This window comes from Bordetella tumulicola, from assembly GCF_965138755.1.
Lineage (GTDB): Bacteria > Pseudomonadota > Gammaproteobacteria > Burkholderiales > Burkholderiaceae_B > Bordetella_A > Bordetella_A tumulicola.
Window position 1 is genome coordinate 772,043 of the sequence record NZ_CBCSFP010000001.1, and the last position, 16,402, is coordinate 788,444.

The 16,402-nt window shown below is 59.3% G+C and carries 15 protein-coding genes; 9 read left to right on the plus strand and 6 right to left on the minus strand.

The features are described from left to right. Window positions 1-21: 21 nt before the first annotated feature. Together ACNAZS_RS03615 and alaS are read right to left on the minus strand one after the other, a co-directional pair. On the minus strand, window positions 22-279 hold the full coding sequence (locus ACNAZS_RS03615; protein WP_415786226.1) for a sulfurtransferase TusA family protein: 258 nt from the start codon (window positions 277-279) through the stop codon (window positions 22-24). After that, entirely contained in the window at window positions 266-2,887 is a 2,622-nt protein-coding gene (gene alaS / locus ACNAZS_RS03620; RefSeq protein ID WP_415786228.1) for an alanine--tRNA ligase, read from the minus strand. Before alaS ends, ACNAZS_RS03615 begins: the two co-directional genes overlap by 14 nt. Window positions 2,888-3,311: 424 nt before the next feature. Between alaS and ACNAZS_RS03625 the strand changes: the two genes are divergently transcribed. From ACNAZS_RS03625 to ACNAZS_RS03640, 4 genes are all read left to right on the plus strand, one after another. After that, window positions 3,312-4,022 carry a response regulator transcription factor gene (locus tag ACNAZS_RS03625; RefSeq protein WP_415786230.1) on the plus strand — a complete coding sequence of 237 codons (711 nt, stop codon included), beginning with the start codon at window positions 3,312-3,314 and terminating at the stop codon, window positions 4,020-4,022. Beyond that, the gene (locus ACNAZS_RS03630; RefSeq protein ID WP_415786232.1) at window positions 4,019-5,320 is read left to right on the plus strand and encodes a sensor histidine kinase; all 1,302 of its coding nucleotides are present in this window, start codon (window positions 4,019-4,021) and stop codon (window positions 5,318-5,320) included. Before ACNAZS_RS03625 ends, ACNAZS_RS03630 begins: the two co-directional genes overlap by 4 nt. Window positions 5,321-5,426: 106 nt before the next feature. Further along, a complete protein-coding gene (locus ACNAZS_RS03635) occupies window positions 5,427-6,485 on the plus strand; it encodes a glycosyltransferase family 2 protein (protein ID WP_415786234.1) in 1,059 nt (352 codons plus the stop codon). Beyond that, the gene (locus ACNAZS_RS03640; RefSeq protein WP_415786237.1) at window positions 6,482-8,077 is read left to right on the plus strand and encodes an ArnT family glycosyltransferase; all 1,596 of its coding nucleotides are present in this window, start codon (window positions 6,482-6,484) and stop codon (window positions 8,075-8,077) included. Before ACNAZS_RS03635 ends, ACNAZS_RS03640 begins: the two co-directional genes overlap by 4 nt. On the opposite strand, the gene ACNAZS_RS03645 is transcribed toward ACNAZS_RS03640, so the two are convergent. Then, the gene (locus ACNAZS_RS03645) at window positions 8,025-8,420 is read right to left on the minus strand and encodes a GtrA family protein (RefSeq protein ID WP_415786239.1); all 396 of its coding nucleotides are present in this window, start codon (window positions 8,418-8,420) and stop codon (window positions 8,025-8,027) included. The genes ACNAZS_RS03640 and ACNAZS_RS03645 overlap by 53 nt on opposite strands. Window positions 8,421-8,507: 87 nt before the next feature. On the opposite strand from ACNAZS_RS03645, the gene ACNAZS_RS03650 reads away from it, so the two are divergent. The 4 genes from ACNAZS_RS03650 to ACNAZS_RS03665 all read left to right on the plus strand — a co-directional run bounded on the left by ACNAZS_RS03650 (window position 8,508) and on the right by ACNAZS_RS03665 (window position 12,184). Continuing rightward, window positions 8,508-9,344 (plus strand): ChbG/HpnK family deacetylase, encoded by an 837-nt coding sequence (locus ACNAZS_RS03650; protein ID WP_415786241.1) that lies wholly within the window; start codon window positions 8,508-8,510, stop codon window positions 9,342-9,344. Between the two features lie 239 nt (window positions 9,345-9,583). Continuing rightward, window positions 9,584-11,053 (plus strand): catalase, encoded by a 1,470-nt coding sequence (locus ACNAZS_RS03655; protein ID WP_415786243.1) that lies wholly within the window; start codon window positions 9,584-9,586, stop codon window positions 11,051-11,053. Between the two features lie 85 nt (window positions 11,054-11,138). Next, window positions 11,139-12,023 (plus strand): glutathione-dependent disulfide-bond oxidoreductase, encoded by an 885-nt coding sequence (gene yghU / locus ACNAZS_RS03660; protein WP_415787055.1) that lies wholly within the window; start codon window positions 11,139-11,141, stop codon window positions 12,021-12,023. Window positions 12,024-12,055: 32 nt separating this feature from the next. Continuing rightward, window positions 12,056-12,184, plus strand: a complete 129-nt coding sequence (locus ACNAZS_RS03665; RefSeq protein WP_415786245.1) for a hypothetical protein — start codon at window positions 12,056-12,058, stop codon at window positions 12,182-12,184. A 32-nt stretch (window positions 12,185-12,216) separates the two neighbouring features. On the opposite strand, the gene ACNAZS_RS03670 is transcribed toward ACNAZS_RS03665, so the two are convergent. After that, window positions 12,217-13,233 carry an XdhC family protein gene (locus ACNAZS_RS03670; protein ID WP_415786247.1) on the minus strand — a complete coding sequence of 339 codons (1,017 nt, stop codon included), beginning with the start codon at window positions 13,231-13,233 and terminating at the stop codon, window positions 12,217-12,219. A 123-nt stretch (window positions 13,234-13,356) separates the two neighbouring features. Between ACNAZS_RS03670 and ACNAZS_RS03675 the strand changes: the two genes are divergently transcribed. Continuing rightward, window positions 13,357-13,929 (plus strand): nucleotidyltransferase family protein, encoded by a 573-nt coding sequence (locus tag ACNAZS_RS03675; RefSeq protein WP_415786249.1) that lies wholly within the window; start codon window positions 13,357-13,359, stop codon window positions 13,927-13,929. Window positions 13,930-13,970: 41 nt separating this feature from the next. Here ACNAZS_RS03675 and ACNAZS_RS03680 read toward each other — a convergent pair whose 3' ends face one another. Together ACNAZS_RS03680 and ACNAZS_RS03685 are read right to left on the minus strand one after the other, a co-directional pair. Continuing rightward, window positions 13,971-15,128, minus strand: a complete 1,158-nt coding sequence (locus ACNAZS_RS03680) for an alpha-hydroxy acid oxidase (RefSeq protein ID WP_415786251.1) — start codon at window positions 15,126-15,128, stop codon at window positions 13,971-13,973. A gap of 105 nt (window positions 15,129-15,233) precedes the next feature. Beyond that, window positions 15,234-16,397 (minus strand): acyl-CoA dehydrogenase family protein, encoded by a 1,164-nt coding sequence (locus tag ACNAZS_RS03685; protein WP_415786253.1) that lies wholly within the window; start codon window positions 16,395-16,397, stop codon window positions 15,234-15,236. Window positions 16,398-16,402 lie beyond the last annotated feature (5 nt).

Genomic DNA, 16,402 nt, shown 5'->3' on the forward strand with positions numbered 1-16,402 from the left:
CCTACTCCCAGAGGGCGGTACTTATCTCCGACGCAAAAAATGTAAAACAGCGTCTTGGGCCTCGTGCTGCGCGACGAGCTCGTTACCAGTCTGCTTGGCGAAGGCCTGAAAATCGCGCGTGGCCTTGGGGTCGGTCGTGGTCACGCGCAACACCTGACCGCTCTCCATTTGAGCCAAGGCTTTTTTGGCACGCAAGATGGGCAGCGGGCAAGTCAACCCGCTGGCATCGACCTCGTGCTGGAAAGCCGGCAGACCCTCGACAATATCAGAGGCGTTCATCAACCCATCCTGTCACGCTGGCCACAGCGGCCGGCAACGCCTGGGCGTCGGATCCACCGCCCATCGCCATATCGGGCCGCCCCCCCCCTTTGCCGCCGACCTGGCTCGCCACAAAGCCCACCAGCTCGCCCGCCTTGACGCGGCCTGTCAGATCGGCCGTCACGCCACCCACCACACTGATCTTTCCATCGCCGCCGGCGCTGGCCAGCAATACGACGGCCGATTTCAGGCGGTCTTTGAGGTTGTCTACCATTCCACGCAGGGCCTTGGGATCGACGTCGCCGATGCTGGCGGCCAATACCTTGACACCCTTGATGTCGGCAGCCTTGGCGGCCAGGTCATTGCCCGCGCTGGCGGCCAATTTGCCGCGCGCCTGCTCCAGGTCTCGCTCTAGCGCACGCACCTGATCCTGCACCTGGGCGATACGTTCGGGCAGATCTGCGGGCGTGCTGCGCAACACGCCCGCTGCACGCAGCAGCAAGGCCTGTTGATTCTGTACCCATACCAGAGCGTTATCGCCGGTGATGGCCTCAATCCGGCGCACGCCAGCCGCGACCCCCCCTTCGTTCACGATCTTGAACAGACCGATATCGCCCGTACGGGTGACGTGCGTACCGCCACACAGTTCGCGCGAGAAACCGATATCCAGCACCCGCACCGTGTCGCCGTATTTTTCACCGAACAACGCCATGGCGCCACCCTTGACGGCATCGTCATACGCCATGACCTGGGCCTGGGCGGGCTGGTTTGCCAGCACCTCGGCGTTGACGATGGATTCAACCTGCGCGAGCTGCTCGGACGTCATCGGCGCATCGTGAGCGAAGTCGAACCGGGTCTTGTCCGGATCCACCAGCGAGCCACGTTGTTGCACATGGCTACCCAACACCTGGCGCAAGGCCTTGTGCATCAAATGGGTCGCCGAGTGGTTACGTACCGTGCGCGCACGGCGCACGGCATCCACGCGTGCCAGCAACGTGTCTCCGACGGTCAGGGCACCGGATTCGAGCTCCCCATGGTGCCCAAAGACGCCGGCCTGAATCTTGAGGGTATCGGCCACGGCAAAGCGAACCCCGCCCCCCTCGAGCAAACCGGTGTCACCGACCTGGCCGCCCGATTCGGCATAAAAAGGCGTGGCATCCAGCACCACGACGGCCTTTTGGCCAGCCTGAACACGGTCGACCTGAGTGCCATCCACGTACAGCGCAGTGACCTTGACCCCGTCGAGCTCGAGCTTGTCATAGCCCTCAAAGCGTGTCTCGGCCCCCTCGTAGCTCAGGCCTTCGGCCATTTTGAACTTGCCGGCGGCGCGTGCCTGATCCCGCTGACGCGCCATCGCAGCCTCAAAGCCGTCCATATCGACCTCGACATTGCGCTCGCGGCAAATGTCGGCGGTCAGATCCACCGGAAAGCCATAGGTGTCGTACAGCGTGAACAACGTCATGCCGTCCAACTGTGCCCCTGCCGACACGCCGGCCAGCGCACCATCCAGGATTTTCATCCCATGTTCGAGGGTTTCGCCAAAGCGCTCTTCTTCTTGCTTGAGCACCTGCGCGACGCGCTCGGCCGCCTGAGCCAGCTCGGGATAGGCCTGCCCCATTTCGGCAACCAGATCCGGGACCAACTTGTGGAAAAACGGCTTGGTTTGCCCAAGTTTGTAACCGTGGCGCAGCGCACGACGCACGATACGGCGCAGCACATAACCCCGGCCCTCGTTGCTGGGAATAATGCCGTCGACAATCAGGAAAGAACACGCACGAATATGGTCGGCGATGACTTTCAACGAGTTGTCTGCAAGATCCTTGACGCCGGTTTCGCGCGCAGCGGCCTGGATCAGGTTACGGAACAGGTCAATCTCGTAATTCGAATGCACACCCTGCAGGACCGCCGCGATACGCTCCAGGCCCATGCCGGTGTCTACACAGGGTTTGGGCAAGGGCTCCATGTTGCCGGCGGCATCACGCTCGAACTGCATGAACACGAGGTTCCAGATTTCGATGTAACGGTCGCCGTCCTCTTCGGGGGAACCCGGAGGGCCGCCCCAGACATGGGGGCCATGGTCGTAGAAAATCTCGGAACACGGGCCGCAAGGGCCGGTGTCAGCCATCTGCCAGAAGTTGTCCGACGCGTAGCGAGCCCCCTTGTTGTCACCAATGCGGATGATGCGTTCGTGGGGGACCCCGATTTCCTTGGCCCAAATATCGTAGGCCTCGTCATCCTCTTGGTAGACCGTGACCCAGAGCTTTTCGGCCGGCAACTTGTAGACGGTGGTCAACAGCTCCCAGGCATATTGGATCGCGTCGCGCTTGAAATAGTCGCCAAAGCTGAAATTGCCCAGCATTTCAAAGAACGTGTGGTGCCGGGCCGTATAACCGACGTTTTCCAGGTCGTTGTGTTTGCCGCCGGCGCGCACACTGCGCTGCGACGACGTCGCGCGCGAATAGGAACGGGCTTCCTTGCCGGTAAAGACGTCCTTGAACTGCACCATTCCCGAGTTGGTAAAGAGCAGCGTGGGGTCGTTGCCCGGCACGAGCGACGCCGAAGGCACAATCGTGTGCCCTTTCGACTGGAAAAATTGCAGGAACTTCTGGCGAATCTCTGAGGATTTCATGCGTGGACGAACCGGGATTAAGGCGAATCTTTAATTATAGAGGGTTGGCCGCCTAACGTCATAGCAGCGCCCGGTATAGCGGCACCACCGCGCGAGGTCGCAGATATCCGCGACAGAGTGCGGCGCAGAAACAAGCTGCATGCCCTGGGGCCCAGAAAAGGGCCACGAATCGTTCGAAAGGCACCCTGATTTCAGAAAATTTGACGAAAATTCGACGAACAATGATCCATGCTTAACTGTCAGCGCCTCTTGGCGTACTTGGCGTACTTGGCGTTGGATGCCTGGGTTTCGCCGGATCATCGCGGCTTTCGGTATGCTGGCTAGCACTGACGCGTCCGTCTATATTGGACGGCAACCCCAAGAGCCACCCTTTAAGAACAGGCCCAATTCAGCGTCAACAACCGTGCCATCGCCCTGCCCGCCTATGAAAACCGTTTCGGCCAATGTCCGTTACCAGGTATTAATCGTTGAAGATGATCTCACTATTGCGGGTAATCTTTATCAATTCTTAGAGATGGGGGGGTTTATCCCTGATGTGGCTTACGATGGATCGACGGCGCTGCGCATGCTGCAGAACCAGTCTTTTGATGCCATCGTGCTGGATGTGGGCTTGCCTGGCAAAGACGGCCACCAAGTTTTGCATACCCTACGAACCGAATGGCGCAAAGCCATTCCGGTATTGCTGTTGACGGCCCGGGATACGTTGGAAGACAAACTAGCTGGCTTTGGACATGGCGCTGACGACTACCTGACCAAGCCATTTGCCCTTGCTGAAGTACAAGCGCGCTTGTTGGCGCTCATTCACCGGGCAACGGGCACCGTCGTCGATGCCATCCAGACCTGTGGCTCCTTGCAGTTCGATGCGCGCACTCGTGACGTATCGGTCGCGAACCAGTCACTGCATCTCACGCGAAAATCCGCGCTGATTCTGGAGACGTTGCTGCGAAACGCGGGCCAAGTCGTATCGAGAGAGGCACTCGAGTCCGTGCTGTGGAACGATGAGCCGCCCTCCAGCGACGCCCTGCGCAGTCAAGTGCATCTGCTCAGACGTGCCTTGTCGGACGCCGGCTTTGACGGTATCGAAACCGTACACGGGATAGGCTGGCGGCTGGTACTGCCCGTCGCCGAATCATGAAAAACGGTACGCTCACGCAACGAGTGATATGGGCATTGACCGGCGCAGTCGCCATCTTCGTCGGCGCGCTGGCGTTGCTGGCCTATCTGGCGTTCGATCAAATGGAAGACGGGTTAGTCGATCAGATCCTCACGTCCGAGGGAGATCGCCTCGTGCATCACCTGCAAACTGACCCTGATTTTGCCGTTCCGAACGACACGCTGGAACTCAGTGGCACGATGCGTGTCTGGCTGCGCCCCGATGTCACGACCAGCGACATGCCCACTGTGCTCAAGGAGCTTGCTCCGGGATTGCATCTACTAGAGCCCGACAACGAAACCTGGCATGTCATGGTCGCCGACACGCCACGCGGACGGCTTTACCTGCGGTATGACGCCACAGAGCATGAAGCCCGTGTACACGAGTTCGGTTTAATCGTGTTGGGCATGGGCGTACTTTGCGTCATCGCCGCGTATGCCTTGTCGCGCCGTATTGCGGCCATTGCCGTCGGCCCGCTCTTGGATCTCACCAGCCGGCTATCGAACTGGGCGCCGGGTTCGCCGGATATTGCCATCACGCGCGACGACGAAGCGGGTCGACTGATCGAGGCGTTTAATCGCGTGCAGAATCAGGTGGATCACTCCATCGCTCGCGAGCGCGAATTTGCCGCCAATATCAGCCACGAAGCTCGCACGCCGTTGGCCGCTATTCGGTCTGACAGCGAAATCATGCTTCTGGATGCGGCATTGCCCGCCGACCCACGAGAGCGTCTGACACGCGTCATCGCCAACGTCGATCACATCGTCGCCTCGCTGGAAAGCGCGCACGCTATGGCGCGAGACCAACCCCGCCCGGCCGAACCTGTCGATCTGAACACCTGCATGGATGACGCGTGGCGTGGTCTGGAAGCGATCGCGGAGGCCTGTGGCCTGATATTCCAGAACCATATTCCTGCACAAACCGTGCGGATGCTGGACAGATATGCACTGCTGACGGTGCTGCGCAACTTGGTACGCAACGCGATAGACCATGCCGCCCCCGCGACGTTAACGGCATTATTGACTGTCGACGGTACCCTTGAGTTGCGTGACAACGGGAAAGGAATCAAGGCCCAAGAGTTACCCTTTTTATTTCAACGGCATTACAGCGGACGTCTGGTGGACGAGGGTGCCCGTCCTGCGGCGCGAGGCGATTTTCAACACGGCCTGGGTCTGGCCATCGCCAAGCGCGTCTGTGACATGCAAGGCTGGAAGCTTGATGTCAGGTCGCAGTCGGGCGGCCCGAACCAGGGTACGTGTTTCACACTGCGTTTTGCCTGAACGCGCCCGCTTAACTTGTTTTTCGAGATGCTTTCTTCGCATTTGACGAAAATTCGACGTACACCTGCACATACTGGGCGCTCTTGAACACTAAGTCCCCATTGTTATGCCCATCGAATTTCGTTTGGAAACGCAGGCCCACGCGCTGCCGCCCCTTGCGCCCGAAGTATCGCTAACCGCCACACTCACCCGCGCGGCCAGATTCGACGACGTGCAAATCAGTTGTGTAGTCCCGTGCCTAAACGAATGCGACAACCTGCACCTGTTGCTGCCCGCTTTGCGTGAACAGTTGAAATCTCTGTCGTCGCAATGGGAAATCATCGTCGTTGATGATGGCAGCACCGACGGCACTCAGGACCTGATGCGGGAATGGTCCACGCACGACGGTATGCGTTACCTGCAACTGTCGCGTAATTTCGGTAAAGAAGCCGCGTTGTCTGCGGGCTTTAAGAGCGCCGACGGCGACGTCATTATTTGCCTCGACGCGGACTTGCAACACTCTCCCTCACTCATCGGCGCCATGCTCGAGCGCTGGCGCTCGGGCGCCGACATGGTCTATGCCGTACGCGCGCACCGCGACGACGAATCCTGGTTCAAACGCACCGGCGCACGCTGGTTCTACCGTTTGCTCAGCAGCAATCGAAACGTACAGGTACCGGCTCATGCGGGAGACTTTCGCCTGATGGATCGGCGTGTCGTCGACACGTTAGTGGCGCTGCCGGAGCGTACTCGCTTCATGAAAGGGTTGTATGCCTGGGTGGGATTTCGTGCAGAACCTCTACCCTATACCCCCGACGCGCGTGCGAACGGAATGAGCCACTATGGCGTCTGGCGGTTAGTACGCCTAGCCCTGGCAGGGTTGACCGCCTTTACCACTTGGCCGCTGCGCATGGTCAGCCTACTTGGCAGCATTTTTGCGCTGCTCTCATTTGCCTATGGCGGTTTTCTGGTATTTGACTACCTCACCAATGGCAATCACGTCTCGGGCTGGACGACCATCATGACCGCCCTACTGTTCTTCGCGGGCGTAAATTTGATCTCGCTAGGTGTGGTCGGCGAGTACATCGCCCGCATTTTCGACGAGGTCAAAGGTCGGCCGCTGTACGTGGTCCGCCAACAACGCGGGCGAGCCCGCCGTGCCCGTTCTGCTCAGGTACGCTCTTGAACGCGCGCCGCGATACCGGGGCCCCCCTGTGGGTGCCCCCCGCCGGCTGGTTGCTATTGGCGATCGGTACTTGGTTGGCTTTCCTGGCCTGGGCACGTGCTCTCACGCTGCCTGATGAGGGTCGCTATGCAGGCGTCGCGTGGGAAATGCTACGCAGCGGCTCGCATGCGGTGCCGTTGCTCGATGGCATGCCTTATTTTCACAAGCCGCCGCTGTACTACTGGATGGCCGAACTGAGTTTCAAACTATTTGGCCTGAACGAATGGGCGGCACGCGTGCCCTCATGGTTAGCCGCATGGGGAGCGTTATCCGGCCTGTACATTTTCGTGCGCCGCTATCGCGATGCGGCAACCGCAACCGTTGCCGTTGTCATGCTGGCCACCACGCCCTTCTTTTATGGTGGCGCACAGTTCGCGAACACGGATATGCTGGTTGCGGCGATGATCACCCTGAGCGTACTGGCGGGTGCAGACGCCGTCCTGCGTGCGCAATCCGATCAACCGTACCGTCTGATGTCCCTGAGTGCCGCGGCCTTCGCGGGCCTGGCCGTGTTGGCCAAGGGCCTGATCGGGCTGGTCTTGCCTGGCGCCACACTTTTCTTGTGGCTGGTATTGACTCGACGTTGGTACGGCTTGAGGGTATTGCTTTGGCTTCCTGCGCTGGTGCTGTTCGGGCTGGTGGCCGTGCCATGGTTTTGGCTCATGCAGCAGCAATTTCCCGATTTCTTTCATTATTTCTTCGTCTATCAACACTTCGAACGATTCGCCCAGTCTGGCTTCAACAATGCACAGCCCTTCTGGTTCTACCTTCCGGTCACCGTTGGCCTGACATTGCCCTGGTCGCTATGGGGAGGCGGCGCATTACGTAGAGCGTTCTGGCAGTCTGCAGACCCTGCGGGGCTGCGCAGTCTCATGGCGATCTGGGTGGTGGTCATTTTGGGTTTTTTTTCCATCCCCAGCTCGAAGCTCATCGGCTACATGCTGCCGGCGCTGCCTCCGCTGGCCGTGTTGTTGGCCATAGTGGTCGAGCGCGCGGTGCGGCAAAGCGCAACCGGCCATGCGCGGCGACTGACCTATCGCTGCATCGCCGGGTCAGCCATCCTTTGTGTCATTCTAGTTTGTGTATTCGTGGCCAACCCGCGTCACAGCGCCAAGCCCGTCGCTCGCCAACTTGCTGCGCAAATGCAGCCCGATGATACGTTGGTGACGCTGCATGCCTACCCTTTTGATCTAGGTATTTACACGGGAGCCACGCGGCCTGCTTGGGTGGTCGACGACTGGAACAACCCCGATATTCCGTTGCGCGACAATTGGCGCAAAGAGCTCTATGACGCGGGGCGCTTCGATCCCCAGACTGCCGCCCGTGTCCTGATTCAGCGAAAGGACCTCTTGGCCCGTCTGTGCGCGGCGCCTGCAGGCAGCCGGTTCTGGGTGTGGGGGGATGCCGATGACGGCAAGCGCACTCTCATTTTGCAAGGCCTGGACGCCCGTCTTTCGGATCGACGTTACCAGGTTTGGCGCGTGGACATAGATGCAGCGTTCAGCGACCGGATGTGTGGCGAAATGCCCAAAGCCGACTCCCCAGGAAAGTGAGTACCGCCAGTCCTAGCAGGATCAATGCAAGCAGCACGTCGTAGCGTAAACGCGTGACGTGCAGCAACCAGGCGTACGCGGCCTCGTTAATCAGAAATCCGCACGCAGAAATGAGAAAGAAACGCCGTGCGGCAGTCACCCAGTGTGCTGCCAAGCGACGAAAGGTAAGTCGATAATGACCCGTGAACGACACGACAAAAGCAATCAACCAGCCTATCGCATTGGCAGCGAGAGGTGGGATATGCAACCATTGAACGCTTGTCACCGCGACCAGCCAGTGCGTCACGGCCGCGGCACAGCCGACGGCGACGAACCAAGCAAGTTGTTTGATCAGGGCAGCCATATAAATTGGGGCAATGCCGACACAGGCAACAGAAGAAACGCAGATCGATGCTGGAAATACATCGTCGTGTGTGGCGACGATTTTGGCATGAATTTGAATATCGATGCAGGCATGCTTGAATTAGCCGCATTAGGCCGGCTCAGCGCGATCAGTTGCCTATCACTTGGACCAACCTTTACGACCCATGCGCGGCGTTTGCGTGACCTTGATGTTGACGTCGGCCTGCATTTGAATCTCACTGAATCGTTCGGCCTGCAAGATCAACCCGCCGTGATGCCTTTACCAACGCTGATTACGCGAGCCTATATCAGCCAACTAGATAGCGGTTGGATTGATGAGCAATTGGCACGCCAGCTAGACGCCTTTGAGGGAGTGCTCGGCCGAGCACCCGACTATGTCGACGGCCACCAGCATGTACACCAGTTACCTGGCGTGCTGCCACGCCTGCTACGGGTGCTGGAACTACGCTACGGCAGCGATCGCCCCTGGCTGCGTCACACGGCACCGGGAACGCAAAGCGGTGTCCCCTTAAGGGAATCCGCTAAAGCGCGACTGATCGGCACGCTGGGTGCGGGGTCCGTCGAGCGCGCGGCTCGCTCTGACGGCTGGCGTACCAATCGTCGTATGTTAGGCGTCTACGATTTCCACGGGGGGCCGCGTCGCTATGCGCAATTACTGCATCATTGGCTAAACAACGCCCGAGATGGCGACCTGCTGATGTGCCACCCCGCGCTACCCGGCGCCGCAGACAAGCTGGGAGCTCAGCGCGCAGCGGAGTTTGCAGTCCTTGCGAGCGCCGAACTAGGGCAATGGATGTCACGCAATGGCGTGCAAGTCGCACGCGCCAACTGGCCAATGAGATCCGCGACACCTGAGACAGCCTGCTCGGTGACACCCGACTCCCGGGACGCAGGCAATAGGTAGGCAAAAACCAACAACCTCGTCGTCGTCATGGTGATGCTGGACGGAAGTACCCGGTACGACGAGAATCCGGGAGTGGCATGGATTTCGTGCTCCTGACTCGTGTCGGCAATGGCCATCGGGGTGGATGTCATTATCCTGCTGCTGGCTGGCCTGTATAGTTATCGACGTAAGCGTAAAGCGCGTGCCCGTTGCGTACCGGCGCATGCAACACAGATCGTATTTGCTGAAAGGAACACACCATGAGTGATTCTAAAAAACCGGGCAATCCCCCCTCGACCACGGGCGCAGGCGCACCTGCTGTCAGCGACCGTAATTCGCTGACCGTCGGTACAAACGGCCCCATCCTGCTCCATGACGTGCACTTCCTCGAGCAAATGGCGCACTTTAACCGCGAGAAAGTGCCCGAACGTCAGCCGCACGCAAAGGGCGGCGGTGCGTTTGGGGAGTTCGAAACCACTGCGGATGTCTCGGCCTACACCAAGGCCGCGTTGTTCCAAAAAGGCTGTAAGACCGAAATCCTCGCCCGTTTTTCGACGGTGGCGGGCGAATCCGGCAGCCCGGATACTTGGCGCGATGTACGCGGCTTTTCGTTGAAATTCTATACAGACGAAGGCAATTACGATCTGGTCGGCAACAACACGCCCGTTTTCTTTGTGCGCGACCCGATGAAGTTCCCGCACTTCATCCGCAGCCAGAAACGCCTGCCGGACTCGGGCCTGCGTGATGCCAACATGCAGTGGGATTTCTGGACCAATAATCCCGAATCCGCCCACCAAGTGACCTATCTCATGGGCGTTCGCGGCCTGCCCCGCACTTGGCGTCATATGAACGGCTACGGTTCACATACGTATATGTGGATCAATGCTCAAGGCGAACGATTCTGGGTGAAATATCACTTCCATACCAAACAAGGCATGGAATTTTTCACGAACGCAGAGGCCAGCGAAATGTCCGGCCTGGATGCCGACTACCATCGCCGAGACCTGTTCAACGCCATCGCAAACGGCGACCACCCGGTCTGGGTCATGTCCGTTCAGATCATGCCGTATGACGATGCCAAGACCTATCGTTTCAATCCTTTTGACTTGACCAAGACCTGGTCGCACAAGGATTACCCGCTGATCGAAGTGGGCACGATGACGCTCAATCGCAACCCCGAAAATTTCTTTGCGCAGATTGAACAAGCGGCTTTCTCGCCGGGTAACACGGTGCCAGGTATCGGCCTGTCGCCGGACAAGATGCTGTTGGGACGCGCCTTCGCCTATGCCGATGCGCAACGCAACCGTATCGGCACGAATTTCCATCAACTGCCGGTCAACAAACCCAAGGTCCCCGTCAACACCTATATGTTTGACGGCCAAATGGCCTATGAGCACAGCGGAAATCAACCGGTTTATGTGCCGAATTCCGGTGGGCGCACATGGTCCGATGAGACCGGCAAGGTGGAGGATGGCTGGGACACCGATGGCGACATGGTGCGCAGCGCCTACCAGTTGCACGCGGAAGACGACGACTTTGGCCAAGCCGGCATCCTGGTGCGCGAGGTGTTCACCGACGACCAACGCAATCAGTTGGTCGACACCGTTGCCGGCGGTCTGCTGGGCGGTGTACGCAGCCCGGTGCTCGAGCGTGCGTTCGACTACTGGAAGAACGTGGACCCTGACATCGGCAAGCGCATCGAAGACAAGGTGCGTGCGACCAAGAAGTAATTTCAGGCCATAGCCGGGCCAGTCTGATTCTGGCCGGCTGCGCCCTTTCCTCCCGGCATGAATGCCGAGGTTCCCGGAGCAAATGATGAACAATTCGTCCGATTATGTCCCGCCCAAGGTATGGAAGTGGGAAAAGCAAAACGGTGGTCGATTCGCGAACATTAATCGGCCCGTTTCTGGCGCCACGCATGAAAAAGAACTGCCGGTGGGCCGACATCCCCTGCAGCTTTATTCACTGGCCACGCCTAATGGCCAGAAAGTGACGATCATGCTGGAGGAACTGCTGGCATTGGGCCACCAAGGCGCCGAGTACGACGCTTGGTTGATCCGAATCGGCGAAGGCGATCAATTCGGCAGCGGCTTTGTCGCGGCGAATCCGAACTCGAAGATTCCAGCGCTGGTCGACCGCAGTACGCCTACGCCCATTCGCGTCTTTGAGTCGGGCGCCATCCTGATGTACCTGGCGGAGAAGTTCGATGCCTTTCTGCCGACCGAACCCGCCGAACGCGCCGAGTGCCTGTCGTGGCTGTTTTGGCAAATGGGCAGCGCGCCCTATCTGGGTGGAGGGTTTGGGCATTTTTATAGCTATGCGTCCGTCAAGATCGAGTACGCGATTGATCGCTTCGCCATGGAGGCCAAACGACAACTGGACGTGCTCGACAAGCGTCTGGCAGACAACGAGTTTCTAACGGGCGACCAGTACACCATCGCGGATATGGCAGTCTGGCCGTGGTACGGCGGCCTCGTCAAAGGAGAGATCTATGACGCCGCCGAATTTCTGTCCGTGCAGGAGTATACGAACGTCCTGCGTTGGGCAAGCGCCATCGCGGCCCGCCCCGCCGTGCAACGAGGCCGGATCGTCAACCGTGCCCGCGGAGATCTATCCAGCCAACTGCACGAGCGACACGACGCCTCGGATTTCGACTTGCGTACGCAGGATAAACTGGAGGGTAGCGACGGGAAGGTCTGATCCGTTCAAATAAATACTAGCGAACAGTCACCATGCAGCAAACTACCCTGCCCTGCGGCACCGGCTCGGATGGCCTGCCGATCGGTCTGCAACGGGTAGGCGGCTTTCGCCAGGACGCGGAGTTGCTCAAGGCCTGCGCCGTGTTCGAGGCGGCAGGTTAGCCCGGACACCGTGTGCCGACTGAAAAAACACGTCAGGAAGCCGATGTTTCCTGACGCGTCTTGGCGCTCTCCACGGATAGCGTATCAGGAAGCGCCACCCCATTTTTGATGGCAAGCACCTGGGCCATGATGCTGACAGCGATTTCCGCGGGCGTCTTGCTGCCAATATAGATGCCGATCGGTGCGTGCAGGCGCTGCAATGATTCGGGGGTCTCGTCGAAATACTCGATAAAGCGCTTTTTGCGTTCGTTGGTATTACGGCGCGAACCGATTGCCCCCACATAGAATGCTGGGCTATGCAGTGCCTCGAGCAGCGCCAGGTCGTCGAGCTTGGGGTCGTGGCTCAAGGCCACCACGCACGTCCGCGAATCGGGTTTCATCGCAAGGACGGCGTCGTCGGGCATGTCGGAGACTAGCGCGACACCAAGCACGGACCAACTCCCGGTGTGTTCGACGCGCGGATCACAGACAGTGACCGCAAAATCGTTAAACAACGCCATGGTAGCGAGGTATTCGGCCATTACGCCCGCGCCGATCAGCAACATCCGATATTGCGGCCCCAGCGTACTGGACAACATCGCACCATCAAAGTGCAGCGCCTCGGGAGCGGTGGTGGGCGTCAGAGTGACGGCGCCGGTGGCGCAGTTCACCGACCGCTGGACGAGGTGGCCGGACTCCAGTTGCTGAACCAGCGCATCCAGTGCCTCAACATCGGGCTGAAACTCCAACAGCAATTCCAGCGTACCGCCACACGGCAACCCAAACTGATGCGCCTCGTCCGCCGTGACGCCGTAACGCACGAGCGAGGGTGTCGACCGCGGTATGCCCTCGCCTCCATAGGCCTGGGTATAGCGTTGCACCAAGTCGTCTTCGATACAGCCCCCTGACACCGAACCGATGCAGCGGCCGTCTTCGCGTAATGCCATCATGGAACCGACTGGGCGCGGGGATGAACCCCAGGTTTTGACGACCGTGACGAGCATGACTCGCTGCCCGTCGGCGTGCCAATCGCGTGCGCTGCGCAATACGCGTACGTCGACGCTTTCCATGCGATGATTTCCTTATACGTGGCGGGCTGTGCTCGTTCCCGAACGTCCCGCTTGCCTACTGTCTACGGTTTGCCGCTAGCCAGGATAGACTAAGCACATCCCATTAATCGATCGTATTGCCAAATGCCAAAAACGCTACCTGATCCCGTCGTCATTGTACTTGCAGCCGGCCAGGGAACCCGTTTTCGCGCGTCAGGGGGACAGGTGCACAAGCTTGACGCAGCGTTAGCGGGGCTGCCCGTGCTACAGCACGTGATACGCGCGGTGACGGCGTCGGGATTGCCGTGGCACGTTGTCCACCATGCATCGGGAGCCGGTATGGGCGACTCTATCGCCGCAGGCATCAACGCCACGGTCGATGCGCCAGGCTGGCTTATCCTGCCTGGCGACCTGCCACTGGTCACACCGCACTCGTTACGTTGCGTGGCGCAAGCGCTGGCCACATACACCGTGGTGGTGCCCCATTGGCAACAGCACCGGGGGCATCCAGTCGGGTTCAGCGCGGCGTGTCGCGATGCACTGATGCAACTGTCCGGCGAGATGGGTGCCGCATCGGTGGTGCGCCATTACCGCACATCAAATGAGGTCCTGGACCTGGCGCTGCACGACAGGGGCATCATCACCGATATCGATACCGTGGCGGATCTGGCGGGCGCGGAAAGCCTCCTGGCCTCGCGCTCTCGCCCATCGCGTTGACGGCCGATAGACCACCCATCAGCCCGCTATCGGCCCAGGCGCTACCCTGCCCCCAGGTCACGCAACGACGCCATGGTGACCTCGTAGGGGTGGGTGACCCCCAGCAGGGCCATATTCCGATGGACTTCCTCGTGTAGCAGCGTCAGTGCCCGAAGCACCCCTGCCTGCCCGGCGGCCGCGACGGCGTAATTGAAGGGGCGTCCGGCAAAGACGCAACGCGCTCCTAAGGCGAGTGCTTTTAAGACATCGGACCCCCGCCGTATTCCACTGTCCATCATCACCACCGTCTCGGGCACGGCCGCTACGATGTCAGCCAACACGTGCAGCGGCGATACGGCCCCGTCCACTTGGCGGCCACCGTGATTGGAGACCACGATGCCGTCCACGCCGATAGAACGGCAGACCTTCGCATCCTCAACGGAAAGTACGCCTTTGATGATCAGGTTGCCCTGCCAGAAGGTGCGCGCAGCCTCGATGTGCGACCAGTTCAGGCTGTCACGGCTCTTGATGTCCCTGTTCAGGTTTTTAGAGAGAACCGGATGACCCCGCTCGGCTCTCCAATTCTCGAGATGCGGCATGCCATCGTTCAACAACATGCGCGCAAAGCTACCAAACAACCATCCGGGTCGCGAGATCCCCTGCAAGGCCAGATTCAGGCTAGGTCGCAGGGGCGATGAAAAACCATTGCGCACATACCGGTCGGGGCTCACCGAGACCGGCAGATCCACCGTCAATACCAGATTCTTGTATCCCGCCGCGGCGGCGCGATCCAGCAGGCGTTGGATTTCGTCTTTTTCACCCGGTACATAGGCCTGAAACCACGCGTTGGGCGCGGCCGCCGCGACGGTTTCGAGGCGGGTCAGCGACGCACCGCTCAGGACATACGGCACATTGCGTTGATGCGCCGCCTGGGCAAGCGCGACGTCTCCGTGATAGGTGTACATGGCACCCAGCCCCACCGGTGAAATGCCGAATGGACTGGCATATTCGTGACCAAACAGCGTAATCCGCTGATGCCGGCCAGAGACATCTTGCAGCATCCGCGGAATAAAGCCGTAACGCTCAAACGCATTTCGATTGCGCCGCAGGGACACCTCGTCCTCGGCACCATTCTGGATATAGCTGAATATCGCCCGAGGCAGTGCCTTGCGGGCGAGTTCTTCGAAATCCAGCAAATTTTGAACGTTATCCAAACGCATTTGTCGCCTCATTTTTATGATCGACATAGAGTGTACGTCCGCCTGCGCCCTTTGCGAATTCCGCAACGATTCCGCGGCAGGCCCGCAGAGCCAATGTTTTACGATTTAGTAGGACTTGGGCAGACCCAATGTTTTCTCGGCGATGAAGCTAAGAATCATCTGCGGACTCACGGGTGCGAGGCGCGGTATCCATGCCTCGCGCAAATAGCGTTCGACGTGATATTCCTTGGCGTAGCCCATGCCGCCATGCGTAAAGATGGCGTTCTCGCAAGCCGTGTAGCAGGCTTCGGCCGCCAGGAACTTCGCGCTATTGGCTTCTGCGCCACAGGGTTGTTTCTGGTCGTACAGCCACGCGGCTTTTTGCACCATCAGGTGAGCGGCCTCCAGCTCCATCCACGAACGCGCCAGGGGATGCTGTATGCCCTGATTCTTGCCGATCGGCCGATCGAACACTTCGCGTTCCTTGGCGTAGCGGCTGGCTTTGCGCAGCGCGACCTGGCCCAGGCCGACGGCCTCCGCGGCAATGAGGATACGCTCGGGATTCAATCCATGAAGAATGTAGCTGAACCCCTTGCCTTCGTCGCCGATGCGGTCTTCGACAGGGATGCGCAAGTCATCAATGAACAGTTGGTTCGAGTCCACACACTTGCGGCCAAGCTTTTCGATTTCGTGCACTTCAATAGCGGAACGATCAAGGTCCGTATAGAACAGGCTCAGCCCTTCACTCCCTTTACAGTCCTCAATCGGGGTCGTACGCGCCAGCAATAGAATTTTATTAGCGACTTGGGCGGTCGAGATCCACACCTTCTGACCCGTGACCACGTAATGATCTCCCTGGCGAACGGCACGGGTTTTCAGTTTGAGCGTGTTCAAGCCCGTATTGGGCTCGGTGACGCCGAAGCAGGCTTTGTCTGTACCTGCGATCAGGGGCGGTAGCCACCGTTGTTTCTGATCTTTCGTACCAAACACCACAACCGGGTGCAGGCCAAAAATATTCATATGTACGGCCGATGCACCAGACAGGCCAGCACCGGTAGCCGATATCGTGTGCATCATCAGTGCCGCCTCGCTGATCCCCAGCCCCGCGCCGCCGTACTCCTGCGGCATGGCAATGCCCAGCCACCCTGACTGCGCCAGCGCCTGATGAAAATCAAAGGGATAGCCGCCGTTCTTGTCCTTGTTGAACCAATACTCATCATCGAACGGTTCGCACAGGCGTTCAATCGCCGATTTTATTTGTTCGTGCTCGTCACTGAGTCTGAAATCCATGACAC